Genomic DNA, 22,158 nt, shown 5'->3' on the forward strand with positions numbered 1-22,158 from the left:
TAAGCAGTTGAGTTGACGCGATTTTTCTCGCTCCAGTATAACCACACGACGAGATTTAGGTCGAATGTCAAGCAAATCTGTTGCCAGAATGACGAAAGCGCACACTCTACCTGATAAAATCCGTTACGCAACTTTATTAGCATGCAAAAGCAAATCACGCCAGCGCTGTACCTCTTGCCCTGGAGGGGGTAAAACGGGGAAAATTTGCTCCCGGCACCGCGGCGGCGTAGACTAATATCACTGTTTAAGGAGTGGATAATGCAGCAAAATACCCAACCCATTGACCGTGAAACGTTGCTTGTTGAAGCAAATAAACTCATTCGTGAACATGACGACACCATGGCCGGGATCGAAGCCACGGGCGTGGAACAGCGCAATGGTGTGCTGGTGTTCAGCGGTGAGTACTTTCTCGATGAGCAGGGGCTACCAACCCCTCGCAGCACGGCGGTATTTAATATGTTTAAATACCTCGCCCATGTCTTATCTGAAAAGTACCACCTGGTTGATTGATGCAAAAACGCGAGGCACTGGCCTCGCGTTTTTATTCACAGTAGCGGTTTCTGACCTCGCTGTAGCCAGCGCAGCAGCAGACGATCCGCGCTCTCTGCGGCGCTGTTGGTAAAGCGGTCCATCAGCTTTTTACGGCGCGTATAGCGCACACCCACCAGCTCGCGGCCCTCCATCAGCGAGAGCAGCAGATCGTCGCTGGTTCCCACCTGGTCCACTAGCCCTTTTTCCAGCGCCTGGGTACCGTACCAGTGCTCGCCGGTGGCGACCTCGTCGATATCGAGCGTGGGTCGCATCTGCTTCACAAATCCTTTAAACAGCTGATGGGTGTCATTGAGATCTTCGCGGAATTTCTGTCGCCCCTCTTCGGTGTTTTCACCCAACAGGGTCAGCGTGCGCTTGTACTGGCCCGCCGTGTGAAGCTCAACATCGATGTCTTTATTTTTCAGGAAACGATTGAAGTTAGGGATCTGCGCCACCACGCCAATCGAACCAATAATAGAGAAAGGCGCCGCGACAATTTTATCGGCCACGCAAGCCATCATATAACCGCCGCTGGCAGCGACTTTATCCACCGCCACCGTCAGCGGGATATGTTTGTCACGCAGACGTTGTAGCTGTGAAGAGGCCAGCCCGTAACCATGTACCACCCCACCCGGGCTTTCGAGACGCAGCACCACCTGATCTTCAGCTCTTGCCACCGCCAGCACAGCAGTGATCTCCTCGCGCAGGGAGGAGACTTCATGGGCGTCCATGCTGCCTTTAAAGTCCAGCACATAGACCCGTGGCTTTGCCACCTCCGGATGGAGTTCCTGCTTTGCTTTCTGCTTTGCCGCTTTCGCTTCAAGTTTGTGCTTTTTCTTCTGCGCTTTGTGCCACTGTTTTTGCTGATGCGCATCGAGCAGCGCCACTGACATCTCTTCCTTCATCTCAGTGTACTGCTCGCTTAAGCGGGTAATGCGCAACTCGCCGCGCTGACGTTTGCGCTGCGTCAGGTTAACAATCAGAACGGCGATCACCGCAATGGCAATCACCACCGTCGCAATTTTGGCCAGAAATAAACCGTACTCAGAAAGTAATTCCACGCGTCCACCTTGGTTTAACCACTTGTTTTCCCACCCAGTGTACAACAGCCTTCACCAGGCGTCTCTTACCTGACGATACCCTTGCGAGCCCTCTTCAGAAATGTTTATTTATGAATGAAATATTTGCAAATTGTTAATTTTACAGCGAACTCTCCGGTAGACTGATTGTAATCAACCGCGCTTTCGGGCATAAAGCCGAAAAGAGACCGCACAGCATGGGCCGCGCCAACGCGCGCCAGAGGAGTGACCTTGCACTATCAACCGAAAAAAGATCTACTGCAAAAACGTATTATTTTGGTCACGGGGGCCAGCGACGGTATTGGTCGCGAAGCGGCGCTGACTTACGCCCGCCACGGTGCGCGCCTGATTCTGCTGGGACGTAATGAAGATAAATTGCGTGACGTCGCTCAGGCGATCGCCAGTGAAGGTGGCGCGCCGACCCGCGAATATGTTCTCGACCTGTTAACCTGTACCCCCCAGAGCTGCAGGGAACTTGCTGAGCGTATTGCCGCTGAGTATCCCCGTCTGGACGGGGTACTACATAATGCGGGCTTCCTTGGCGAAGTGCGGCCCATGGAAGAGCAAACGCCGGAGATCTGGCAGCAGGTGATGCAGGTCAACGTTAACGGTACCTTCTTCCTTACCCAGGCATTGCTTCCTTTATTACTGAAGTCTGATTCCGGCTCGCTGGTGTTTACCTCATCCAGCGTTGGGCGTCAGGGTCGGGCTAACTGGGGCGCCTATGCCGCCTCGAAATTTGCCACCGAAGGGATGATGCAGGTCCTGGCCGAGGAGTATCAGAACCGCCATCTGCGCGTAAACTGCATCAACCCCGGCGGGACCCGCACCAGCATGCGCGCCAGCGCGTTCCCGAGCGAAGATCCGCTTAAACTGAAAACCCCTGCCGATATCATGCCGCTTTATCTGTGGCTGATGGGCGATGACAGCCGCCGGAAAACCGGCATGACCTTTGATGCCCAACCCGGCCGTAAACCAGGAATATCGCAATGAGTGATGAACGTCATCAGCAGCGCCAGCAGCGCCTGAAAGAGCAGGTCGATGCCCGCGTTGCCGCAGCTCAGGATGAGCGCGGAATTATTATCGTCTTCACCGGCAACGGCAAAGGCAAAACCACTGCCGCTTTTGGGACCGCCACGCGCGCCGTCGGTCATGGACAAAAGGTGGGTGTGATCCAGTTCATCAAAGGCGAGTGGCCTAACGGCGAGCGTAATCTGCTGGAGCCGCAGGGTGTAGAGTTTCAGGTTATGGCGACCGGCTTTACCTGGGACACGCAAAACCGCGACACTGACACCGCGGCCTGCCTGGCGGTCTGGGAGCATGCAAAGCGCATGCTGGCGGATACCACGTTGAATATGGTTCTGCTCGATGAGATCACCTATATGGTGGCCTACGACTATTTACCGTTACAGGAAGTGGTTGATGCGCTGAACAACCGACCGGCGCACCAGACGGTGATTATTACCGGGCGCGGCTGTCATCGGGATCTTATGGAGATGGCGGATACGGTCAGCGAGTTACGCCCGGTGAAACACGCCTTTGATGCAGGCGTTAAAGCGCAAATCGGCATCGACTATTAACAAAAAACCCGGCCAGGCCGGGTTTTTTATTTTTTAGCCGTTGTTGTTACGGCTGCCAGAGCGGCGATTGCCGCTGACCTGGCTATGGCGTTTAACCGCACGACGGATCTGGTTCGCCTTCATGCGGCGACGATCTTTTTCTACCGCCACTTTCGAGGAGGTTTCCGGCGCCAGCTGCACCAGCTCACGCAGATAGTTGGTCTGGGTTAAATCCAGCTCGGTATAGCCGCCACGTGGCAGCCCCTTCGGCAGAAGAATGTCACCGTAGCGAACGCGGATCAGGCGGCTAACCTGCACGCCAACGGCTTCCCACAGGCGACGCACCTCGCGGTTACGGCCTTCGGTCAGGGTGACGTTGTACCACTGGTTAATACCTTCACCACCGGTAAACTTGATGGTTTTAAACGCAGCCGGGCCATCTTCAAGCTGCACGCCGCGGGAGAGCTCACGGATCTTATTGTCGTCAACTTCACCGAACACGCGGACCGCATATTCACGCTCCACTTCACGGCTTGGGTGCATCAGACGGTTTGCCAGTTCACCATCGGTAGTGAAGAGCAGCAGGCCACAGGTGTTAACATCCAGACGACCTACAGCGATCCAGCGCGCGCCGCGCAGTTTTGGCAGGCGGTCGAATACGGTTGGGCGACCTTCCGGATCGTTGCGGGTGCAGAGCTCGCCTTCCGGCTTATAGTAAGCCAGTACGCGGCAGATTTGCTCGGCGGACTCTTTCACCGAGATCAGGTGGCCATCGATACGGATTTTCAGGCCTGGTACGATTTCCACACGGTCGCCCAGCGTGGCGATTTTACCGTCCACACTGACACGACCTGCTTCGATAATGGTTTCGATTTCACGGCGTGAACCGTGGCCGGCGCGGGCCAGCACTTTCTGTAATTTCTCGCTCATTGAGCTTCCTTCAGGTGTCGCCTTCACAGGCGTCTGGTATACATTCGAAAACAAGGAGTTAAGCGCGATTCAACCTTAACTCAATGATCTGTAACTTTTTCACAGCACACATAATGGCAGACAATACGTCTCGCCCAGTGATTCATGGCCGCACATACTACATGAATTTTAGACTAAATGATTCAACAAGTTTTGCGCCGCGGCGAGCGGGTGCTGGTAACCTGAAGCAAACCCAACGATTTGGGCAGGCAGATTTCTCAGGCCGTAGGCCGCTCATTCCAGGCATCGGTGAACTGAATGTTGCCATCCACGATACGCCAGGTGATTTTTTCATACTGAATACTGACGCTTTCTACATGATTCATTTTATCGTTGCCCGATAATTTTACGTTAGGTACAGCGCAGTTAACGCCAGTGATCTTCACGTTTTCCATCAACACCGTGTAATAGCAGACTTGCTGTCCTGCGTCGTTAATGTGATAAAACCTGATCTCGGCACTTTTCAACGTCTGGCCTGTCGCGGCTGCTTTATAGAGGTAGGGCGTGGAGCTATCGACTTCCTTTTCAATCATCATGGATGAGTGTTGGCGTGTACCGGTAATTTTACCGTTGGCACTGTCAACAGGCAGGTTGATGCCATGACTCAGACCGATAATTTCGACGCTGCCTTCACGGTCCTGCACGTCTACAGAACCTTTAATATCGGCGCCACCATCGTCTTTGAGCCACATATACGGAGGAATTGGCATTTTATTTGCTCCTTAATTTTTTGATTAACTTCATTGTTATAAAATATATTGGCATTGCTATTGATATCATTATAGATAGATCTATATCGGTATAAGCGTCATACATGGATTCCGCGTCTTCACCCCCATAGAAAAACAACGCCCATTTTGTTGCAAAATCCTCATCAATATATAATTCGGCATATGGGAAAGTGTGACCAACACAATATAACAATAAAATAAAATAAATAAATTTAATGATTTTATGCGCAATTTTTTTTAGTATTGCCGCCATCAACCACCTCCACCCATCCCCGCATTGCGGATCATCGAAAAATCTGAATTATTGGCGATAGTTATACAACCTTTGGAAACTGTACCGGGATGCAACCGGAAGTTGCCGCGCTTGACATTTTCTATCCAGGTATCATCGTCGATATTCCAGTCATCGCGCCATAACGCAAACCAGTCCGACTTGCCAAAGGCACGTCGGCCAAAAAATCTATTAGCCTCATCGTGTATTTCCGTTAGCTTCTGAGAAAAGTAGTTGCCTTCTTTGCGATCTACAATCCAATATTTTCCGGGTGGGATAGGCCCTAATTTTGCAACAGCAGCACAGTTAATATTGTTCCGGTATGCCCCTAACCCCGAATGCGCCATAAATACACCCACGCCGTACAGATTAAAAGGCGCATAGTCTGCCCCGTTGAGGATTAACTTCCCTTGCAACGCCATAGATATCCTTTTTTCAATAAGCATATGTTCGCTTATCGTACATCAACATATTCAGGCAGGGGCGAGATTATTCCAGCAACGAACTATTTTCAGAAAATCACAAGATATTTACTACAGGAAGGAATAAGAAGACAGGCGGAGTGATAATATCAGGGTCATTATAGCGAGAATATCATGCTAAACAGATGACCCTGTACCCTATGAAATTACAGGAAAGGCTTCACGTCCCCCACCCCTTCACGCAGCACAACCGGGGCATCTTCCGTTAAATCGATCACCGTGGTCGGCTGTTGGCCGAGATAGCCGCCGTGAATCACCAGCTCAACCTGTTTCTCCAGACGGTCTTTGATCTCATCGGGATCGGATTCCGTAAAGTCGCTGCCCGGTAACATCAGCGAGGTGGAGAGCATCGGCTCGCCCAGCGTCTCGAGAAGCGCCTGAGCAATCGGGTTTGACGGCACGCGCATCCCGATGGTTTTGCGTTTTTCCTGCAGCAGGCGGCGCGGCACCTCTTTCGTCCCCTTGAGGATAAAGGTGTAATTACCCGGCGTGTTATTTTTGATCAACCGAAACGCCACGTTATCCACGTAGGAGTAGGTCGATAACTCAGAGAGATCGCGGCACATCAGGGTAAAGTTATGCCCGTTAGGCAGGTTGCGGATCCGGCAGATACGCTCCATCGCGTTTTTGTCTTCGATCTTACAGCCCAGCGCATAGCCTGAGTCAGTTGGATAGACAATAACGCCACCCTTACGCACGATCTCCACGGCCTGATTAATCAAACGCGGCTGCGGATTGTCAGGATGGATATAAAAAAATTGGCTCATACTACCCTCTCTTCAATTGGCGTTGGCTGCTCCCAGAGGTGCCACACCGGCTCGACACCGGCGGGTAACCAGAGCTTGCGTCCCAGCTCTATCCAGGGACAAGGCTGATGAAAATCAGAGCCCTGGGAGGCAAAGAGTCCATACTGGCGGGCATATTCAGCCAGCTGACTGCGCTCGTTGGGTGCCTGCTGACACTGAGCGACTTCCATCGCCTCTCCGCCGTGTTCGGCAAAGTATGCCAGCAGACGTTTCAGCCATTTGGCGGAAAGGTTATACCGCCCCGGATGGGCCAGTACCGCCTTACCACCAGAATGATGAATGACATCAATAGCTTGTTCTATTGTACACCACTGGGGAGGAACGTATCCGGTTTTCCCGCGGGCGAGATATTTTTTAAACACATCCGCAATGTTATTTGCTTTCCCGGCTTCAATCAGAAAACGGGCAAAGTGGGCGCGGGTCACCGCCCCGCCATTCGCCAGACGCAGGGCCCCTTCCCACGCGCCGGGAATATGCGCTTTCTCCAGACGTTCGGCGATCATCTCTGCCCGCTGTACGCGCCGCATCTTTTGTTCATCCAGGAACGCACAGAGGGTCGGGTTCTCAATATCGATGTTTAACCCGACGATATGGATCTCGTGATTTTCCCAGACGGTGGAAATCTCCACGCCGCTGATTAAGGTCAGGGGCAATCCGCTGCGGGCAATTTCCGCCCGCGCGGCCGCAATGGCCTCGGTGGTGTCGTGATCGGTAATGGCCAGCGTACCCACGCGCATCTCATGGGCACGATGGACAAGCTCTTCAGGCGTAAGCAGGCCATCGGAGGCCTGGGTATGGCTGTGTAAATCATAAATCACTGCGTAATTCGTGTCGCTCAAAGCGGCTCCCGTCACTGCTCGTCAATATCTGCGCCGCCATCATAACGGCATGTGGTGAAATTCTGAAATCGGGGGTTGACAATAAGCCATCGAACTAGTTAACTAGTACGCAAGTTCACTCAACGAGGTATCTGGAAATGACCGCACATTTTTCTCTGCATAGCTGGTGGCGCACCTCCTGAATTGTCGGGCAGTGTCGTACGTCTGCGTCATGCATACAGATACCTGGCCCGCCACTGAGCGGGCTTTTTTATGAACAGAATAAAGAGAACAACATAATGCAAACAGCCAAACCGAACCTTGAACTGCTGACCCGTGAGGCGGCCTATCGCCACAATCCCACAGCTCTGTTCCATCAGGTGTGTGGCGCCCGTCCTGCCACGCTGCTGCTGGAGTCGGCGGATATCGACAGTAAAGACGATCTGAAAAGCCTGCTGCTGGTCGACAGCGCCCTGCGCATCACCGCCCTGGGCAACACCGTCACCCTGAAGGCGCTTTCTGAAAACGGTGCGGCCCTGCTGTCGCTGCTGGACGATGTCCTGCCCGCGGGCATTGAGAACGAACATCGCCCGGACCAGCGGATCCTGCACTTCCCGCCGGTGAGCCAGCTGCTGGATGAAGATGCCCGCCTCTGTTCTCTGTCGGTGTTTGATGCCTTCCGCCTGCTGCAAAATCTGGTAAACGTCCCGGAAAGCGAGCGCGAAGCGATGTTCTTTGGCGGACTGTTTGCCTACGATCTGGTGGCCGGTTTTGAAGATCTCCCCGAGCTGGAGCAGGGAAACCGCTGTCCGGACTACTGCTTCTATCTGGCGGAAACCTTACTGGTGATCGACCATCAGAAAAAGTACACCCGCATTCAGGCCAGCCTGTTTACTCCGTTACTGGCGGAGAAGCAGCGCCTGGAGCAACGCATTGCCCAACTGCAGGCGCAAATGGACGAAGCCCCGCCGGCACTGCCGGTGCAGCGCGTGGAGCAGATGCGTTGCGACGTCAGCCAGACGGACGACGAATATGGCGTGGTGGTGCGCCAGATGCAGAAAGCCATTCGCGCAGGCGAGATCTTCCAGGTGGTGCCGTCCCGTCGTTTCTCCCTGCCCTGCCCGTCTCCTCTGGCGGCCTACGACGTGCTGAAGAAAAGCAACCCCAGCCCCTACATGTTCTTTATGCAGGATAACGATTTTACGCTGTTCGGCGCCTCGCCGGAGAGCTCCCTGAAGTACGACGCCACCAGCCGCCAGATTGAAATCTATCCCATTGCCGGAACCCGCCCGCGCGGTCGTCGCGCCGACGGCTCACTGGACCGCGATCTGGACAGCCGCATTGAGCTGGAGATGCGCACAGACCAGAAAGAGATGTCCGAACACCTGATGCTGGTGGACCTGGCCCGTAACGACCTGGCGCGCATCTGCACCCCGGGCAGCCGTTATGTCGCCGACTTAACCAAAGTGGACCGTTACTCCTTCGTGATGCATCTGGTCTCCCGCGTGGTGGGCGAGCTGCGTCAGGATCTGGACGTGCTACACGCCTACCGCGCCTGCATGAACATGGGCACCCTGAGCGGCGCGCCAAAAGTCCGTGCCATGCAGCTGATTGCCCAGGCCGAAGGCCGTCGTCGCGGCAGCTACGGCGGCGCGGTGGGTTACTTCACCGCCCACGGCGATCTGGATACCTGCATCGTGATCCGCTCCGCCTACGTTGAAGAAGGCATTGCCACCGTCCAGGCGGGTGCCGGCATCGTTCTCGACTCCGTTCCGCAGTCTGAAGCTGACGAAACCCGTAACAAGGCCCGCGCGGTACTGCGCGCCATTGCGACTGCCCATCACGCACAGGAGATTTTCTGATGGCTGACATTCTGCTGCTCGATAATATCGACTCCTTTACCTATAACCTGGCGGATCAGCTGCGTGCTAACGGTCACAACGTGGTGATTTACCGTAACCATGTCCCGGCTCAGACCTTAATCGACCGTCTGGCCACCATGCAAAACCCGGTGCTGATGCTCTCCCCGGGGCCTGGCGCGCCGAGCGAAGCAGGCTGTATGCCGGAGCTGCTGACCCGCCTGCGCGGCAAGCTGCCAATCATCGGCATCTGCCTGGGCCATCAGGCGATTGTTGAGGCTTACGGCGGCTACGTCGGCCAGGCCGGTGAGATCCTGCACGGGAAAGCCTCCAGCATTGAACACGACGGCCAGGCGATGTTTGCCGGGCTGATGAATCCCCTGCCGGTGGCGCGTTACCACTCGCTGGTGGGCAGCAACATCCCGGCGGGCCTGACGATCAACGCCCATTACAACGGGATGGTAATGGCGGTACGTCACGACGCGGACCGGGTTTGCGGGATGCAGTTCCACCCGGAATCCATTCTGACCTCCCAGGGCGCGCGCCTGCTGGAGCAGACCCTGAACTGGGCGCTGCAGAAACTGGAGCAGACCAACACTCTGCAGCCGATTCTGGAAAAACTCTACCAGGCGCAGACCCTGAGCCAGCAGGAGAGCCACCAGCTCTTCTCCGCCGTGGTACGCGGTGAGCTGAAGCCTGAGCAGCTGGCTGCCGCGCTGGTGAGCATGAAAGTGCGCGGTGAACAGCCGCAGGAGATTGCCGGTGCCGCCACCGCATTGCTGGAAAACGCCGCCCCGTTCCCGCGCCCGGACTACCTCTTCGCGGATATCGTCGGTACCGGCGGTGACGGCAGTAACAGCATCAACATCTCCACCGCCAGCGCCTTTGTCGCTGCCGCCTGTGGGCTGAAGGTGGCGAAGCACGGCAACCGCAGCGTCTCCAGCCGTTCCGGCTCGTCGGATCTGCTGGCCGCCTTCGGGATTAATCTGGACATGAATGCGGAGAAATCCCGCGATGCGCTGGACGAACTGGGCGTCTGCTTCCTGTTCGCGCCGAAGTATCACACTGGCTTCCGCCATGCCATGCCGGTGCGTCAGCAGCTGAAGACCCGCACCCTGTTTAATGTGCTTGGGCCGCTGATCAACCCGGCGCACCCGCCGCTGGCGCTGATTGGTGTCTACAGCCCTGAACTGGTGCTGCCGATCGCCGAAACCCTGCGGGTGCTCGGTTATCAGCGAGCGGCGGTGGTTCACAGCGGCGGAATGGACGAAGTCTCGCTCCATGCGCCGACGCTGGTGGCCGAACTGCACAACGGTGAAATCAAAAACTATCAGCTTGACGCAGCAGACTTTGGTTTAACCCCGTATCACCAGGAACAACTTGCGGGCGGCACCCCGGAAGAAAACCGTGACATTCTGACCCGCCTGTTACAAGGTAAAGGTGAACCAGCGCATGAGGCCGCTGTCGCCGCTAACGTCGCCATGCTGATGCGTCTGCACGGCGAAGAGGATTTACAGGTCAACGCGCAAAAAGTGATTGATGTGCTGCGCTCCGGCGCAGCCTACGACCGAGTGACCGCACTTGCGGCAAGAGGGTAAACAATGCAGACCGTATTAGCGAAAATCGTTGCCGATAAGGCCATCTGGGTTGAAGCGCGGAAACAGCAGCAGCCGCTCGCCAGTTTCCAGAATGACGTGGTACCGAGCAGCCGTCGTTTTTATGATGCCCTGCGGGGCGCGCGCACCGCATTTATCCTGGAGTGCAAAAAGGCCTCCCCGTCGAAAGGGGTGATCCGCGACGATTTCGACCCGGCGAAGATCGCCGCCATCTATAAGCACCACGCTTCGGCTATTTCGGTGCTGACCGATGAGAAATATTTTCAGGGAAGTTTTGATTTTCTGCCCATCGTCAGCGGCATCGCGCCGCAGCCGATTTTGTGCAAAGACTTTATCATCGACCCGTATCAAATCTGGCTGGCGCGTTTTTATCAGGCCGACGCCTGCCTGCTGATGCTCTCGGTCCTGGACGATGAACAGTACCGCCAGCTTGCTGCGGTCGCGCACAGCCTGAACATGGGTGTGCTGACAGAAGTGAGCAACGAAGAGGAGCTGGAGCGCGCTATCGCCCTCGAGGCCAAAGTGGTCGGGATCAATAACCGCGACCTGCGCGATCTCTCCATCGACCTGAACCGCACCCGCCAGCTGGCGCCGCGTCTGGGCGCAGGCGTAACGGTGATTAGCGAGTCCGGGATCAACAGTTATGCCCAGGTTCGCGAGCTGAGCCACTTCGCCAACGGCTTCCTGATTGGGTCGGCGATGATGGAGCAGGACGATCTCAGCGCCGCGGTACGTCGCGTGCTGCTGGGGGAGAACAAGGTCTGCGGCCTGACGCGTCCACAGGATGCCGCCGCGGCTTATGAAGCGGGCGCCATTTACGGCGGGCTGATCTTCGTTGATGCCTCCCCGCGCAACGTGACCGAGGCGCAGGCGCACGAGGTGATCGCCGCCGCCCCGTTACAGTATGTGGGCGTCTTCCGTAATGGTGCCATCGAACAGGTGGCTGCCACGGCAGAGTCGCTTTCCCTGACCGCCGTCCAGCTGCACGGCAGCGAAGATCAGGCGTATATCGATGCCCTGCGTGAAAGGCTAAAACCGCAGGTGCAAATCTGGAAAGCGCTGAGCGTGGCCGACACCCTGCCGCCGCGCACGCTGCAGCATGTTGATAAGTATGTGCTGGATAATGGCCAGGGCGGAACCGGGCAGCGTTTTGACTGGTCGCTGCTCCAGGGCGAGAAGCTGGATAACGTCCTGCTCGCCGGGGGCTTAAGCCCCGATAACTGCGTTGAGGCCGCCAAAGCGGGCTGCGCAGGTCTCGATTTTAATTCAGGCGTTGAGTCGCAGCCGGGCATAAAAGATGCCAGCAAACTGGCTTCGGTGTTCAAAACGCTGCGTGCATATTAAGGAAGAGAAGATGACCACATTATTAAATCCCTATTTTGGTGAGTTTGGCGGCATGTATGTGCCGCAAATCCTGATGCCCGCCCTGCGCCAGCTTGAAGAGGCGTTCGTGAGTGCGCAAAAAGATCCGCTCTTCCAGGCTGAGTTCACCGACCTGCTGAAAAACTACGCCGGACGCCCTACGGCCCTGACCAAATGCCGCAACCTGACAGAGGGGACGAATACCACCCTGTATCTGAAGCGTGAAGATCTGCTCCACGGCGGCGCACATAAAACCAACCAGGTGCTGGGGCAGGCGCTGCTGGCAAAACGGATGGGTAAAACCGAAATCATTGCCGAAACCGGGGCCGGTCAGCACGGCGTGGCGTCGGCGCTGGCCAGCGCCCTGCTCGGCCTGAAATGCCGTATCTACATGGGGGCAAAAGACGTTGAGCGTCAGTCGCCGAACGTCTTCCGTATGCGTCTGATGGGCGCGGAAGTGATCCCGGTGCACAGTGGCTCGGCCACCCTGAAAGATGCCTGTAACGAGGCGCTGCGCGACTGGTCCGGTAACTATGAAAACGCCCACTATATGCTCGGTACCGCCGCGGGCCCGCACCCGTTCCCGACCATCGTGCGTGAATTCCAGCGCATGATCGGCGAAGAGACCAAAGCGCAGATCCTCGAAAAAGAGGGGCGCCTGCCGGATGCGGTGATCGCCTGCGTGGGCGGCGGCTCTAACGCCATCGGCATGTTTGCTGACTTCATCGACGATACCCGTGTGGGGCTGATCGGCGTTGAACCTGCTGGTCACGGAATTGAAACCGGCGAGCACGGTGCGCCACTGAAGCATGGCCGCGTGGGCATCTACTTCGGCATGAAAGCGCCGATGATGCAGACCGACGAGGGCCAGATTGAAGAGTCGTACTCCATCTCTGCCGGGCTGGACTTCCCGTCCGTGGGGCCGCAGCACGCGCACCTGAACAGCATCGGTCGCGCCGAGTACGTCTCAATTACCGATGACGAAGCGCTGGAAGCGTTCAAGACCCTGTGCCGTAAGGAGGGGATTATCCCGGCGCTGGAATCTTCCCACGCCCTGGCCCATGCCCTGAAAATGATCAAAGAGAACCCGGAAAAAGAGCAACTGCTGGTGGTGAACCTGTCCGGTCGCGGTGATAAAGATATCTTCACCGTTCACGATATTCTGAAAGCACGAGGGGAAATCTGATGGAACGTTACGATAACGTGTTTGCTGAACTTAAGGCCCGCAAGGAAGGCGCGTTTGTTCCCTTCGTCACGCTGGGCGATCCCTCTCCGGAGCAGTCGCTGAAAATCATCGACGCCCTGGTTGAAGCGGGCGCCGACGCGCTGGAGCTGGGCATCCCCTTCTCCGATCCGTTGGCCGATGGCCCGACCATTCAGAGTGCCACCCTGCGCGCCTTTGCCGCAGGCGTGACCCCGACCCAGTGCTTCGAGATGCTGGCAACCATCCGTCAGAAATACCCGGCGATGCCCATCGGCCTGCTGATGTACGCTAACCTGGTCTTTAACCGCGGCATTGACGAGTTCTACGCCGAGTGCGCGCGCGTGGGCGTGGATTCGGTGCTGGTCGCCGATGTCCCGGTCGAGGAGTCTGCCCCGTTCCGCCAGGCGGCGATGCGTCACAACGTTGCGCCGATCTTTATCTGCCCACCGAATGCCGATGATAGCCTGCTGCGCCAGATCGCCTCCCACGGTCGCGGCTATACCTACCTGCTGTCCCGCGCCGGCGTTACCGGTGCGGAGAACAAAGCCGCCCTGCCGCTGCACCATCTGGTGGAAAAACTGACGGAGTACAATGCCGCACCGCCGCTGCAGGGCTTTGGTATTTCAGCGCCTGAGCAGGTGACCGCGGCGCTGGGCGCCGGGGCGGCCGGGGCGATTTCCGGCTCGGCGATCGTCAAAATTATCGAGAACAATGTCGATAAGCCTGAACAGATGTTGAGCGAACTGAAGGCCTTTGTCAGCGCCATGAAAGCCGCAACCCGTCCGCAGTAAAAGAGTCGCCGTCTGGTTTTTTACCAGGCGGCTTTACGCATAAATTGATCCCTTCGATCTTTAACGCAGTTAATCCTTTTCAAACGCGATTCCCGGCGTATCATCCTCACGTTTTATAACACTTCCTCCTTAAACCTTCTGAGTTCAGAGGCTTAACTATGTCATGGCAATACTTTAAGCAGACTTATTTAATTAAGTTCTGGTCACCTGTTCCTGCCGTTATCGCTGCCGGGATCCTCTCCACCTACTATTTTGGTATCACCGGCACCTTCTGGGCGGTTACGGGTGAATTTACCCGTTGGGGCGGGCAGTTGCTGCAACTGGCGGGCGTTCACACCGAAGCGTGGGGTTACTTCAAACTCATTCACCTTGATGGCTCCCCACTCACACGCATCGACGGCATGATGATCATCGGTATGTTCGGCGGCTGTTTTGCTGCCGCACTCTGGGCAAACAACGTCAAGCTGCGCATGCCGCACAGCCGGATCCGCATCGCCCAGGCGGTGGTTGGCGGTATCATCGCCGGGTTTGGTGCGCGCCTGGCGATGGGCTGTAACCTTGCGGCTTTCTTCACCGGGATCCCGCAGTTCTCCCTCCACGCCTGGTTTTTTGCTCTCGCCACCGCCGTCGGCTCGTACTTTGGCGCGCGCTTTACCCTGCTGCCCCTGTTCCGTATTCCGGTCAAAATGCAAAAAGTGAGCGCCGCCTCGCCGTTAACGCAGAAGCCGGATCAGGCCCGTCGTCGCTTTCGTCTCGGTATGCTGGTCTTCTTCGGCATGCTGGCCTGGGCGCTCTGTACCGCGCTGAACCAGCCGAAGCTCGGGCTGGCGATGCTGTTCGGTGTCGGATTTGGTCTGCTGATTGAACGGGCGCAGATCTGCTTTACCTCCGCGTTTCGCGATATGTGGATCACCGGACGCACCATGATGGCGAAGGCGATTATCGCCGGGATGGCGGTGAGCGCCATCGGGATCTTCAGCTACGTCCAGCTGGGTGTCGCGCCTAAAATCATGTGGGCCGGGCCAAACGCCGTGATCGGCGGGCTACTGTTTGGCTTTGGAATTGTGCTGGCGGGCGGCTGCGAGACCGGGTGGATGTACCGCGCGGTGGAAGGCCAGGTGCACTACTGGTGGGTTGGTCTGGGTAATGTGATTGGCTCGACCCTGCTGGCTTACTGGTGGGATGATTTATCCCCCGCGCTGGCGACCAACTGGGACAAGGTTAATCTTCTCAACACCTTTGGCCCGCTGGGTGGATTACTGGTGACCTACATTTTGCTGCTGGTCGCATTTTTGCTGGTGCTGGCGCAGGAGAAACGCTTCTTCCGCCGCGCTGCCATGAAAACTGACATTCGTGAGGAAGCCGCATGAAAGCGATCGTTCCCGACTACCGCCTCGATATGCTGGGTGAACCTTGCCCATACCCGGCGGTTGCCACGCTTGAGGCGATGCCGCAACTGAAAAAGGGCGAGATCCTGGAGGTGGTGAGCGACTGCCCTCAATCCATCAACAATATTCCCCTGGACGCCAGAAACCACGGCTATACGGTACTGGATATTCAACAGGATGGGCCGACCATCCGCTATCTCATCCAGAAATAATAAGAGGGTGGCGCCAGGCCACCCTTTCTTAAGTATTAATCCCATTTTCTCCAGGATATCCCTGTTGAGTCTATGCTTAACATTGACTACAAAAGGAGAACGTTATGTCAGACCAAAATCTTGATAATGATGCACAATATGCAGGTGAAAAAGCGAAGAACAAACTGGATGAATTCGCCGGCGCTGCGCAGCAGCAGTTTGGCGAGGCCGTTGATTCGCCAAAACATCAGCTGAAGGGTGCCGGGCGCAAATATGCTGCACAGGCAAGCGACGTTGTTACTGATGTTACCGACGCAGTAAAAAATAACCCTCTTACCGGCCTGATCGCCGCGGGTGCGGTGGGTATTGTTCTTGGCCTGCTGTTAGGGCGTAAATAAAAAAAGGCCCCTCGGGGCCTTCTTATTTTCAGAAGCGGTATCCCGCCGAGAACATAAACACCCACGGATCCAGACGGGTATTGATATTTTGCTGCTGATCCCCCGCCTTAAAGCGCACCTCGGTGTCGATATCCATGTACCAGACCGACATATTAATCAGCCAGTCGCGGTTGATGAGGTAATCCAGCCCCACCTGCCCCGCCATACCCCATGAATCTTTCAGGCTCAGATCGGAAAGGCCAGCCGCTTTACCGGTGTCGTTAAACTTCTCATCAAAGAAGGTGGTGTAGTTAACCCCGGCGCCAACGTAGGGGCGAACCTTGCTGCCTGCATCACCGAAATACCACTGGGCCATCAGGGTCGGCGGCAGATGGTGAACCGTGGCGATATCCCCGGTTGGGCCCGTACCGACTTTATGGCGAAACGGCGTGGCCGCCAGCAGTTCAACGCCGACGTTGTCGGTCGCCATCCAGGTAAAGGTCATCCCCGCCTGGGTATTGTTACTGACGTTAAAACCGCCCAGACCCAGAACATTGTCCGAGCCTTCCGTTGGACGTACCGTCGCCGTCCCGAGACGGAAAAAGAACTCACCTGCTTCGTGGGCCATTGCGCCGCCGGAAAGCGTACTCAGAATCAGTGCTGCCACTGCTGCTTTTTTCATATCCATCCCCTCGTTATGGTTTTATTCAGGAACGGAATATACCCACAAATGATTAATAAGTGATCTTGCATTGATCACACTAAATTCAGTGATTTAACATTCATTGATCTAAATTAATTTTTTTCACAACTGGCAAAAATTGGTAGGCAGGGTCTGGATCAATTTTGCCATTTCGGACACAAAACGCCCCGCTTGCCCACAACCGCGCAAAATGGCAGCGACGCATTACGGGCGCTTTACAAAGATATGCTTTTCCATACAAGGCTTGATACTGCCACCGTACACTTATCCAGGGTACAATTGCCCGCTAATTAACACCTGCAATACTCAAGGAGAGTGCATGTCTATCACGGCGAAGTCTGTCTACCGTGACACGGGGAATTTTTTCCGCAATCAGTTCGTTACCTTTTTACTGATCGCCTTGTTGTGCGCATTTATCACGGTGGTACTTGGTCATGCTTTTTCGCCGAGTGAGGAGCAAATTGCCAGCCTGAGCGAAGGCGATCAAATCGCCAGCAGCGTTGGTCTGTTTGAGATGGTGCAGAACATGACTCCGGAACAGCAGCAGATCCTGTTGCGGGCTTCTGCGGCCTCGACCTTTTCCGGTCTTATCGGCAATGCCATTCTGGCAGGCGGCGTGCTGCTGATGATCCAGCTGGTCTCTGCCGGGCAGCGCGTCAGCGCGCTGCGGGCGATAGGTGCCAGCGCGCCGCTGCTGCCCAGGCTGTTCATTCTGATCTTTTTAACCACCATGCTGGTGCAATTAGGGATTATGCTGGTTGTGGTGCCGGGCGTGCTGTTGGCGATTGTGCTCGCCTTCGCCCCCGTGATGCTGGTACAGGACCGCATGGGCATTTTTGTCGCCATGCGTAGCAGTATCCGGCTGGCATGGTCTAATATGCGTCTGGTCGCGCCAGCGGTAATGAGCTGGCTGCTGGCGAAAACCCTGCTGCTGCTGTTTGCACCCAATCTTGCCGTTCTGACGCCTAACGTTGGTGCTGTTGTGGCGAATACCCTGAGCAACCTCATCTCCGCTGTCTTGCTCGTTTATTTGTTCCGCCTGTACACGTTAATTCGCCAGTAATTTTTCTGATGGCCTGTTCAGAACGTACAGGCCGTCGCTGATAGATGGAATCGAAGAATGAAGCAGTTTCTTGATTTTTTACCCCTGGTTGTCTTTTTTGCTTTCTATAAGCTGTATGACATTTACGCCGCGACCACTGCCCTGATTGTCGCCACCGCAGTCGTGCTGATTTACAGCTGGGTGCGCTACCGCAAGGTTGAAAAAATGGCCCTGATCACCTTTGTGCTGGTGGCCGTCTTTGGCGGGCTGACCGTCTTTTTCCACAACGATGAGTTCATCAAGTGGAAAGTGACCGTCATTTATGTGCTGTTTGCCGGCGCCCTGCTGTTCAGCCAGTGGGTGATGAAAAAGCCGCTTATCCAGCGCATGCTGGGTAAAGAGCTGGCGCTGCCGCAGGCGGTCTGGTCGCGCCTGAATATCGCCTGGGCGGTATTCTTTATTCTCTGTGGTCTGGCGAATATCTATATCGCTTTCTGGCTGCCGCAGAATATCTGGGTCAACTTTAAAGTCTTTGGTCTGACCGCCCTAACGCTGATTTTCACCCTCCTGAGCGGCATCTACATCTATCGCCACATGCCACAGGATGACAAGCAGTAATCCTTCCGCCAGGCTTGATAAGCCTGGCGTTTTTCTTCTGTTCTCTCCGGCAGCAAATCATAGTAGCATCCCGCCTGAAGTCCTCCGTAATAAGTAGAGTTCATAATGACAACAACGAACGCCCCGCAGGGCGAACTGGTTTTACGCACACTTGCAATGCCCGCCGACACCAATGCGAACGGCGATATTTTTGGCGGCTGGTTAATGTCGCAGATGGATATGGGCGGGGCGATCCTCGCTAAAGAGATTGCCCATGGCCGCGTGGTGACGGTCCGGGTTGATGGTATGACCTTTCTGCGGCCTGTCGCGGTGGGTGATGTGGTCTGCTGTTACGCCCGTTGCGTGAAGCGGGGAAATACCTCGGTGTCGATCAATATTGAAGTATGGGTGAAGAAGGTCTCTTCGGAACCGATCGGCCAGCGCTATAAGGCCACCGAAGCGCTCTTTATTTACGTGGCGGTGGATAGCGAAGGTAAACCGCGTGCATTACCGCAGGCATAAAAAAAGCCTCCCGATTGGGAGGCTTTTTTCATTATTCCATCTGAGCCCCGCCGTTGAGGCGGAAAACAATATTGACGATGAGTCCACTGCCTGGCTTACCGGCTTCGTAGCGCCATTTACGCATCGCGTTTTTCACATCACGCTCGAACATGTTTGACGGCTGCGCGGAGAGGATCTGGACATTATCCACACGTCCGTCGGCGGTGACGTCAAATTTCACCCGCACACGCCCTTCAATACGCAGAGCCTGCGCGCGCGACGGATATTGCGGCTGGTTACGGCTCAACGCACGTGGACCCGGCGGCGCCGCCGGAACCGGCTTAGCGGTAACTGGCGCGGAGTTCATGACCGGGCGAGCCGGGGCTGCGCGCTCAACGGGCTGCGTGGTACGTGGCTCAACCGGGCGCTCTTGACGCTTCGGACGCTCTTCCACCTTTTTCACCGGCTTCGGTTTCGGCTTCGGTTTTGGCTTGGGCTCCGGTTTGTGGATCACCACAGGCGCTTCTTTTGGCGGCTCAGGAACAACTTCAGGTTCTGGTTCCGGCTCGGGTTCGGGCTCTGCAACAGGCTCCGGTGGAGGCGCGACCTGTACGGGCTCCAGCTCCGCAGGCGTTACCATGGTCACCGAAATCGGCTGCGCGGGCGCTGGCATTTCAATAACCTGATGTACCGATGTGTAAAGCAGACCCGCCACCACGGCTCCGTGAATTCCGACGGACAACAGCGTCGGCCAGGGAAAGCGGCGAGGTAAATCGAGGGTCATTGTATTTGAGCTATTCGGCGAGGTAGCATAAGCCATAGTTTTTCAAGGTTCTTTGCTAATTGATAATCATTTACGTCGAGTCTATCACTATGCGTCAAGTAATTACATACCTTCGTTTCAGCAGTAAGCCACAAGAACGTGGTGACTCAATACGCCGCCAGAAAGGTCTGTTTGAGAGATGGCTGAAAGATAACCCTGATGCAAAAGTTGTCGATGAATTCTCAGATGAAGGTGCATCGGCATATCACGGTCACCATCTGAAAGGCGATTTTGGACGAATGCTTCAAAACATACAGGATGGTAAGTACCTGTCAGGGCAAACTGTCTTACTTGTCGAATCAGAAACCCGTCTTAACCGACAGAAAGCACGTAATACCGAAAACCTTGTAGACCTCATTACGGGTAAAGGTGTTGATGTGATTTGTCTCGAATCAGGCAAAATCTACACCAGCACCAATATTGATGACCTTGATACATCTATTCAGTTGAAGATAGCCGCACACATCGCACATCAGCAATCAAAAGAGAAATCAATCAAGGTAAGTGCTGCATGGGAGCATAGAGCACAGCTTGCATTAGAAGGCAAACAGCAACTGACTAAAAATGTCCCAGGCTGGATAGACCCTGATACTCGTAAACTTAACGAGCACTCATCAACCGTTGTGACAATTTTCGATTTGCTCCTTTCTGGTGAATCTCTTCACAACATTGCTCGTTACCTTCAGGCAAACAACATTAAGTCATTCTCTCGACGTGAAAAAGCGAATGGCTTTAGTGTTCACTCTGTCCGTACTATCTTACGCTCTGAGTCAACCGTTGGAACACTGGCAGCATCCAAGCGTAATGACCGCCCCGCTATCCCCAACTACTATGAACCAGCGATTGATGTTGCCACCTTTAATAAGGCTCAGGAGATTCTGTCAAAAAATCGTGTTGGCAGAGCGCCAGCCAGTGACAATCCAATTACTATCAACCTATTTAAGGGAATCATTCGCTGTCAATGCGGTGCCTCAGTACATCCCACAGGTGTCAAGGCAACCTATCAAGGTGTTTACCGTTGTAACAATGTCCCTGATGGACGTTGCAATGTTCCTACCATTAAACGTAAACCCTTTGATAAATGGATGCTTGATAACATCGTTGGCTTCCTTGAGAGGGATGATGGTAACAACACTGACAAACGAAAAGCTGAGATTGAGTATCAAATTTCGTTGGTAACCAGCAAGTTAAAAAAGGCAACCACCCTGCTTCTCGAACTGGATGATGTTACAGAGCTTAAAGAACAGGTCAAAGAACTGAACATTCAACGCAGTAACTTGCAAAGTGAATTAGACGAACTCAATCAGCGTGAAACATTGAGTGATAAGCCGTTGCATCACCTGTCGGAGATTGACTTGACGACCAAAGCAGGAAGAGTAGAAGCACAACTCATACTGTCAAAATTCGTACAATCCATCGAGCTGCAACGTGAAATGATAATAATCACGCTTCGAAACGGTACTGTAATTGGAAAATCAAGAGACTTATCTCCTGTGTTATCACAGGATTTAATGAAGCAAGTTGTATCATCCCCGTCACCTACAGACATCGACATGTTCAGCGTCATTACATCTGATGAAGAGTTCAGGAAGTCTGGTAAGCAGGTTACAAAACGTTCTTAGCAAGAGATTTTACGCTATGACCTGACGGCTTTACGTTTTCATTTTTGAAATGTGCATAAATAAACGCCAAAACCCTGACAATACTGCGAAAAATGCATAAGCAATCACTTTATTAACAGGGTTTATCAGTGTATCAAGACATCTGAATTTTCACCATCAGCCCAGTGATACCAACGGTTGAGGGCGTTTTACTGTTTCACCACGGGGTACAGAGGGAATCAGACTATCTAACCCCTGATAAATAGCAGCTCATATGATGCATCATTGAACGTTGCTGAAAGCATGGCTAAAATCAAGAAAATTCTTATAAGTGGAATGGGGTTAATGGTTAAGAAAATCACATTACTGGGCTTGTCTGCTCTTTTTGTTTCACACGTTGCTTTTGCTGATAATTCGAGCAACTGGATTTCCGTTGCATCTAATGACACCACTGAATATTCAGCTAAAAAAGGTACTTTCAAAAACATCAAAGGCGAGTCATCTATCCTTATGATGTTCGATAACAAAAGCGATAAGACAATCAAATACTACAAAGTCAGCATCAAAAATGCGGATTGTGACAATGGCTTCGGAAAGCTGAGTTTCTTCGGTATGGATGGGAGATTAGATTTTCAGGGCGACTACGTAGCCGATGGAAACAGTGTTGGCGCTGGTATGGGTGATTTTATTTGTGCTGTGAGGGTTGCAGCAGCTAACGCACAAAAAGGCTAACTCATCGGGGGCGTTGATTTTCATCGCCTCTCTGTTAACCCCTTCTCTGACTTCCCATCATGGTCTGGTTCACTTTAGGTATACCTCAAGAGGCACTGATTTACTGAACCAGTTCACCCCAAAAA

25 protein-coding genes, 1 pseudogene and 1 other annotated feature are annotated in these 22,158 nt (G+C 54.4%); of the genes and pseudogenes, 17 read left to right on the plus strand and 9 right to left on the minus strand.

Going from position 1 to position 22,158, the window contains the following annotated elements; genetic code table 11:
* The first annotated feature begins 258 nt into the window (after positions 1 to 258).
* Positions 259 to 510, plus strand: coding sequence for a YciN family protein (locus ACOKCT_RS16535; protein WP_156654654.1), 252 nt, complete (start codon positions 259 to 261; stop codon positions 508 to 510).
* 35 nt (positions 511 to 545) lie between these two features.
* Here the strand turns inward: ACOKCT_RS16535 and sohB are convergent, their stop codons facing one another.
* On the minus strand, positions 546 to 1,592 hold the full coding sequence (sohB, locus tag ACOKCT_RS16540) for a protease SohB (RefSeq protein ID WP_103179890.1): 1,047 nt from the start codon (positions 1,590 to 1,592) through the stop codon (positions 546 to 548).
* Positions 1,593 to 1,841: 249 nt separating this feature from the next.
* Here sohB and ACOKCT_RS16545 point away from each other — a divergent pair, with 249 nt between their 5' ends.
* Both ACOKCT_RS16545 and cobO read left to right on the plus strand, forming a co-directional pair.
* Positions 1,842 to 2,603, plus strand: a complete 762-nt coding sequence (locus tag ACOKCT_RS16545) for a YciK family oxidoreductase (RefSeq protein ID WP_159339438.1) — start codon at positions 1,842 to 1,844, stop codon at positions 2,601 to 2,603.
* Positions 2,600 to 3,190, plus strand: a complete 591-nt coding sequence (cobO, locus tag ACOKCT_RS16550) for a cob(I)yrinic acid a,c-diamide adenosyltransferase (RefSeq protein ID WP_103179892.1) — start codon at positions 2,600 to 2,602, stop codon at positions 3,188 to 3,190. Before ACOKCT_RS16545 ends, cobO begins: the two co-directional genes overlap by 4 nt.
* Before the next feature lie 33 nt (positions 3,191 to 3,223).
* Here cobO and rluB read toward each other — a convergent pair whose 3' ends face one another.
* From rluB to rnm, 6 genes are all read right to left on the minus strand, one after another.
* A complete protein-coding gene (gene rluB, locus ACOKCT_RS16555) occupies positions 3,224 to 4,099 on the minus strand; it encodes a 23S rRNA pseudouridine(2605) synthase RluB (protein ID WP_103179893.1) in 876 nt (291 codons plus the stop codon).
* Positions 4,100 to 4,356: 257 nt separating this feature from the next.
* Complete coding sequence (locus ACOKCT_RS16560; RefSeq protein WP_420193680.1) at positions 4,357 to 4,848, minus strand: Hcp family type VI secretion system effector; 492 nt, start codon at positions 4,846 to 4,848, stop codon at positions 4,357 to 4,359.
* 1 nt (position 4,849) lies between these two features.
* Positions 4,850 to 5,122: a hypothetical protein gene (locus ACOKCT_RS16565; RefSeq protein ID WP_103179895.1), complete on the minus strand. Its 273-nt coding sequence runs from the start codon at positions 5,120 to 5,122 to the stop codon at positions 4,850 to 4,852.
* Positions 5,122 to 5,562: a DUF2778 domain-containing protein gene (locus tag ACOKCT_RS16570; protein ID WP_420193735.1), complete on the minus strand. Its 441-nt coding sequence runs from the start codon at positions 5,560 to 5,562 to the stop codon at positions 5,122 to 5,124. Before ACOKCT_RS16570 ends, ACOKCT_RS16565 begins: the two co-directional genes overlap by 1 nt.
* Before the next feature lie 206 nt (positions 5,563 to 5,768).
* On the minus strand, positions 5,769 to 6,389 hold the full coding sequence (locus ACOKCT_RS16575) for an L-threonylcarbamoyladenylate synthase (RefSeq protein WP_103179897.1): 621 nt from the start codon (positions 6,387 to 6,389) through the stop codon (positions 5,769 to 5,771).
* Positions 6,386 to 7,267 (minus strand): RNase RNM, encoded by an 882-nt coding sequence (rnm, locus tag ACOKCT_RS16580; protein WP_159339440.1) that lies wholly within the window; start codon positions 7,265 to 7,267, stop codon positions 6,386 to 6,388. The genes ACOKCT_RS16575 and rnm overlap by 4 nt, the downstream gene beginning before the upstream one ends.
* Before the next feature lie 158 nt (positions 7,268 to 7,425).
* Positions 7,426 to 7,521, plus strand: a sequence feature (Trp leader region).
* A 24-nt stretch (positions 7,522 to 7,545) separates the two neighbouring features.
* Here rnm and ACOKCT_RS16585 point away from each other — a divergent pair.
* From ACOKCT_RS16585 to ACOKCT_RS16620, 8 genes are all read left to right on the plus strand, one after another.
* On the plus strand, positions 7,546 to 9,108 hold the full coding sequence (locus ACOKCT_RS16585) for an anthranilate synthase component 1 (RefSeq protein WP_214422094.1): 1,563 nt from the start codon (positions 7,546 to 7,548) through the stop codon (positions 9,106 to 9,108).
* Positions 9,108 to 10,703 carry a bifunctional anthranilate synthase glutamate amidotransferase component TrpG/anthranilate phosphoribosyltransferase TrpD gene (gene trpD, locus ACOKCT_RS16590; protein ID WP_103179900.1) on the plus strand — a complete coding sequence of 532 codons (1,596 nt, stop codon included), beginning with the start codon at positions 9,108 to 9,110 and terminating at the stop codon, positions 10,701 to 10,703. The genes ACOKCT_RS16585 and trpD overlap by 1 nt, the downstream gene beginning before the upstream one ends.
* 3 nt (positions 10,704 to 10,706) lie before the next feature.
* Positions 10,707 to 12,065: a bifunctional indole-3-glycerol-phosphate synthase TrpC/phosphoribosylanthranilate isomerase TrpF gene (trpCF, locus tag ACOKCT_RS16595; RefSeq protein ID WP_103179901.1), complete on the plus strand. Its 1,359-nt coding sequence runs from the start codon at positions 10,707 to 10,709 to the stop codon at positions 12,063 to 12,065.
* 10 nt (positions 12,066 to 12,075) lie between these two features.
* Complete coding sequence (gene trpB / locus ACOKCT_RS16600) at positions 12,076 to 13,269, plus strand: tryptophan synthase subunit beta (protein WP_103179902.1); 1,194 nt, start codon at positions 12,076 to 12,078, stop codon at positions 13,267 to 13,269.
* Positions 13,269 to 14,078 carry a tryptophan synthase subunit alpha gene (trpA, locus tag ACOKCT_RS16605; protein WP_156654659.1) on the plus strand — a complete coding sequence of 270 codons (810 nt, stop codon included), beginning with the start codon at positions 13,269 to 13,271 and terminating at the stop codon, positions 14,076 to 14,078. Before trpB ends, trpA begins: the two co-directional genes overlap by 1 nt.
* A gap of 158 nt (positions 14,079 to 14,236) precedes the next feature.
* Positions 14,237 to 15,448 (plus strand): selenium metabolism membrane protein YedE/FdhT, encoded by a 1,212-nt coding sequence (gene yedE / locus ACOKCT_RS16610; RefSeq protein WP_103179904.1) that lies wholly within the window; start codon positions 14,237 to 14,239, stop codon positions 15,446 to 15,448.
* Positions 15,445 to 15,678, plus strand: a complete 234-nt coding sequence (gene yedF, locus ACOKCT_RS16615; protein ID WP_103179905.1) for a sulfurtransferase-like selenium metabolism protein YedF — start codon at positions 15,445 to 15,447, stop codon at positions 15,676 to 15,678. Before yedE ends, yedF begins: the two co-directional genes overlap by 4 nt.
* Positions 15,679 to 15,782: 104 nt before the next feature.
* On the plus strand, positions 15,783 to 16,055 hold the full coding sequence (locus ACOKCT_RS16620; RefSeq protein ID WP_103179906.1) for a DUF883 family protein: 273 nt from the start codon (positions 15,783 to 15,785) through the stop codon (positions 16,053 to 16,055).
* A gap of 28 nt (positions 16,056 to 16,083) precedes the next feature.
* Here the strand turns inward: ACOKCT_RS16620 and ompW are convergent, their stop codons facing one another.
* Complete coding sequence (ompW, locus tag ACOKCT_RS16625; RefSeq protein ID WP_103179907.1) at positions 16,084 to 16,716, minus strand: outer membrane protein OmpW; 633 nt, start codon at positions 16,714 to 16,716, stop codon at positions 16,084 to 16,086.
* A gap of 225 nt (positions 16,717 to 16,941) precedes the next feature.
* On the opposite strand from ompW, the pseudogene ACOKCT_RS16630 reads away from it, so the two are divergent.
* From ACOKCT_RS16630 to yciA, 4 genes and pseudogenes are all read left to right on the plus strand, one after another.
* Positions 16,942 to 17,031: pseudogene (locus ACOKCT_RS16630) on the plus strand (YkgJ family cysteine cluster protein); the annotation flags it as partial.
* 25 nt (positions 17,032 to 17,056) lie between these two features.
* The gene (locus tag ACOKCT_RS16635) at positions 17,057 to 17,800 is read left to right on the plus strand and encodes a YciC family protein (RefSeq protein ID WP_103179908.1); all 744 of its coding nucleotides are present in this window, start codon (positions 17,057 to 17,059) and stop codon (positions 17,798 to 17,800) included.
* 57 nt (positions 17,801 to 17,857) lie between these two features.
* Complete coding sequence (locus tag ACOKCT_RS16640) at positions 17,858 to 18,397, plus strand: septation protein A (protein ID WP_103179909.1); 540 nt, start codon at positions 17,858 to 17,860, stop codon at positions 18,395 to 18,397.
* A 105-nt stretch (positions 18,398 to 18,502) separates the two neighbouring features.
* Positions 18,503 to 18,898, plus strand: coding sequence for an acyl-CoA thioester hydrolase YciA (yciA, locus tag ACOKCT_RS16645; RefSeq protein WP_103179910.1), 396 nt, complete (start codon positions 18,503 to 18,505; stop codon positions 18,896 to 18,898).
* Between the two features lie 31 nt (positions 18,899 to 18,929).
* Here yciA and tonB read toward each other — a convergent pair whose 3' ends face one another.
* A complete protein-coding gene (gene tonB, locus ACOKCT_RS16650; protein ID WP_103181096.1) occupies positions 18,930 to 19,661 on the minus strand; it encodes a TonB system transport protein TonB in 732 nt (243 codons plus the stop codon).
* Between the two features lie 89 nt (positions 19,662 to 19,750).
* Between tonB and ACOKCT_RS16655 the strand changes: the two genes are divergently transcribed.
* Together ACOKCT_RS16655 and ACOKCT_RS16660 are read left to right on the plus strand one after the other, a co-directional pair.
* The gene (locus tag ACOKCT_RS16655) at positions 19,751 to 21,322 is read left to right on the plus strand and encodes a recombinase family protein (RefSeq protein ID WP_033128584.1); all 1,572 of its coding nucleotides are present in this window, start codon (positions 19,751 to 19,753) and stop codon (positions 21,320 to 21,322) included.
* Positions 21,323 to 21,604: 282 nt separating this feature from the next.
* Positions 21,605 to 22,033: a hypothetical protein gene (locus ACOKCT_RS16660; RefSeq protein WP_225373792.1), complete on the plus strand. Its 429-nt coding sequence runs from the start codon at positions 21,605 to 21,607 to the stop codon at positions 22,031 to 22,033.
* Positions 22,034 to 22,158: the final 125 nt, after the last annotated feature.

This window comes from Leclercia sp. M-A074-M, from assembly GCF_965195605.1.
In the GTDB taxonomy this organism is placed as follows: Bacteria; Pseudomonadota; Gammaproteobacteria; order Enterobacterales; family Enterobacteriaceae; genus Enterobacter.

Coding starts and splice junctions, on each gene's coding strand:
- ACOKCT_RS16585 (WP_214422094.1), top strand. CDS start 7,546: ATGCAAACAGCCAAACCGAACCTTGAACTGCTGACCCGTGAGGCGGCC.
- rluB (WP_103179893.1), bottom strand. CDS start 4,099: ATGAGCGAGAAATTACAGAAAGTGCTGGCCCGCGCCGGCCACGGTTCA.
- ACOKCT_RS16655 (WP_033128584.1), top strand. CDS start 19,751: ATGCGTCAAGTAATTACATACCTTCGTTTCAGCAGTAAGCCACAAGAA.
- ACOKCT_RS16570 (WP_420193735.1), bottom strand. CDS start 5,562: ATGGCGTTGCAAGGGAAGTTAATCCTCAACGGGGCAGACTATGCGCCT.
- tonB (WP_103181096.1), bottom strand. CDS start 19,661: ATGACCCTCGATTTACCTCGCCGCTTTCCCTGGCCGACGCTGTTGTCC.
- yedF (WP_103179905.1), top strand. CDS start 15,445: ATGAAAGCGATCGTTCCCGACTACCGCCTCGATATGCTGGGTGAACCT.
- ompW (WP_103179907.1), bottom strand. CDS start 16,716: ATGAAAAAAGCAGCAGTGGCAGCACTGATTCTGAGTACGCTTTCCGGC.
- yedE (WP_103179904.1), top strand. CDS start 14,237: ATGTCATGGCAATACTTTAAGCAGACTTATTTAATTAAGTTCTGGTCA.
- trpB (WP_103179902.1), top strand. CDS start 12,076: ATGACCACATTATTAAATCCCTATTTTGGTGAGTTTGGCGGCATGTAT.
- trpD (WP_103179900.1), top strand. CDS start 9,108: ATGGCTGACATTCTGCTGCTCGATAATATCGACTCCTTTACCTATAAC.
- ACOKCT_RS16620 (WP_103179906.1), top strand. CDS start 15,783: ATGTCAGACCAAAATCTTGATAATGATGCACAATATGCAGGTGAAAAA.
- ACOKCT_RS16640 (WP_103179909.1), top strand. CDS start 17,858: ATGAAGCAGTTTCTTGATTTTTTACCCCTGGTTGTCTTTTTTGCTTTC.
- cobO (WP_103179892.1), top strand. CDS start 2,600: ATGAGTGATGAACGTCATCAGCAGCGCCAGCAGCGCCTGAAAGAGCAG.
- ACOKCT_RS16535 (WP_156654654.1), top strand. CDS start 259: ATGCAGCAAAATACCCAACCCATTGACCGTGAAACGTTGCTTGTTGAA.
- trpCF (WP_103179901.1), top strand. CDS start 10,707: ATGCAGACCGTATTAGCGAAAATCGTTGCCGATAAGGCCATCTGGGTT.
- ACOKCT_RS16660 (WP_225373792.1), top strand. CDS start 21,605: ATGGCTAAAATCAAGAAAATTCTTATAAGTGGAATGGGGTTAATGGTT.
- ACOKCT_RS16635 (WP_103179908.1), top strand. CDS start 17,057: ATGTCTATCACGGCGAAGTCTGTCTACCGTGACACGGGGAATTTTTTC.
- ACOKCT_RS16575 (WP_103179897.1), bottom strand. CDS start 6,389: ATGAGCCAATTTTTTTATATCCATCCTGACAATCCGCAGCCGCGTTTG.
- trpA (WP_156654659.1), top strand. CDS start 13,269: ATGGAACGTTACGATAACGTGTTTGCTGAACTTAAGGCCCGCAAGGAA.
- yciA (WP_103179910.1), top strand. CDS start 18,503: ATGACAACAACGAACGCCCCGCAGGGCGAACTGGTTTTACGCACACTT.
- ACOKCT_RS16560 (WP_420193680.1), bottom strand. CDS start 4,848: ATGCCAATTCCTCCGTATATGTGGCTCAAAGACGATGGTGGCGCCGAT.
- ACOKCT_RS16565 (WP_103179895.1), bottom strand. CDS start 5,122: ATGGCGGCAATACTAAAAAAAATTGCGCATAAAATCATTAAATTTATT.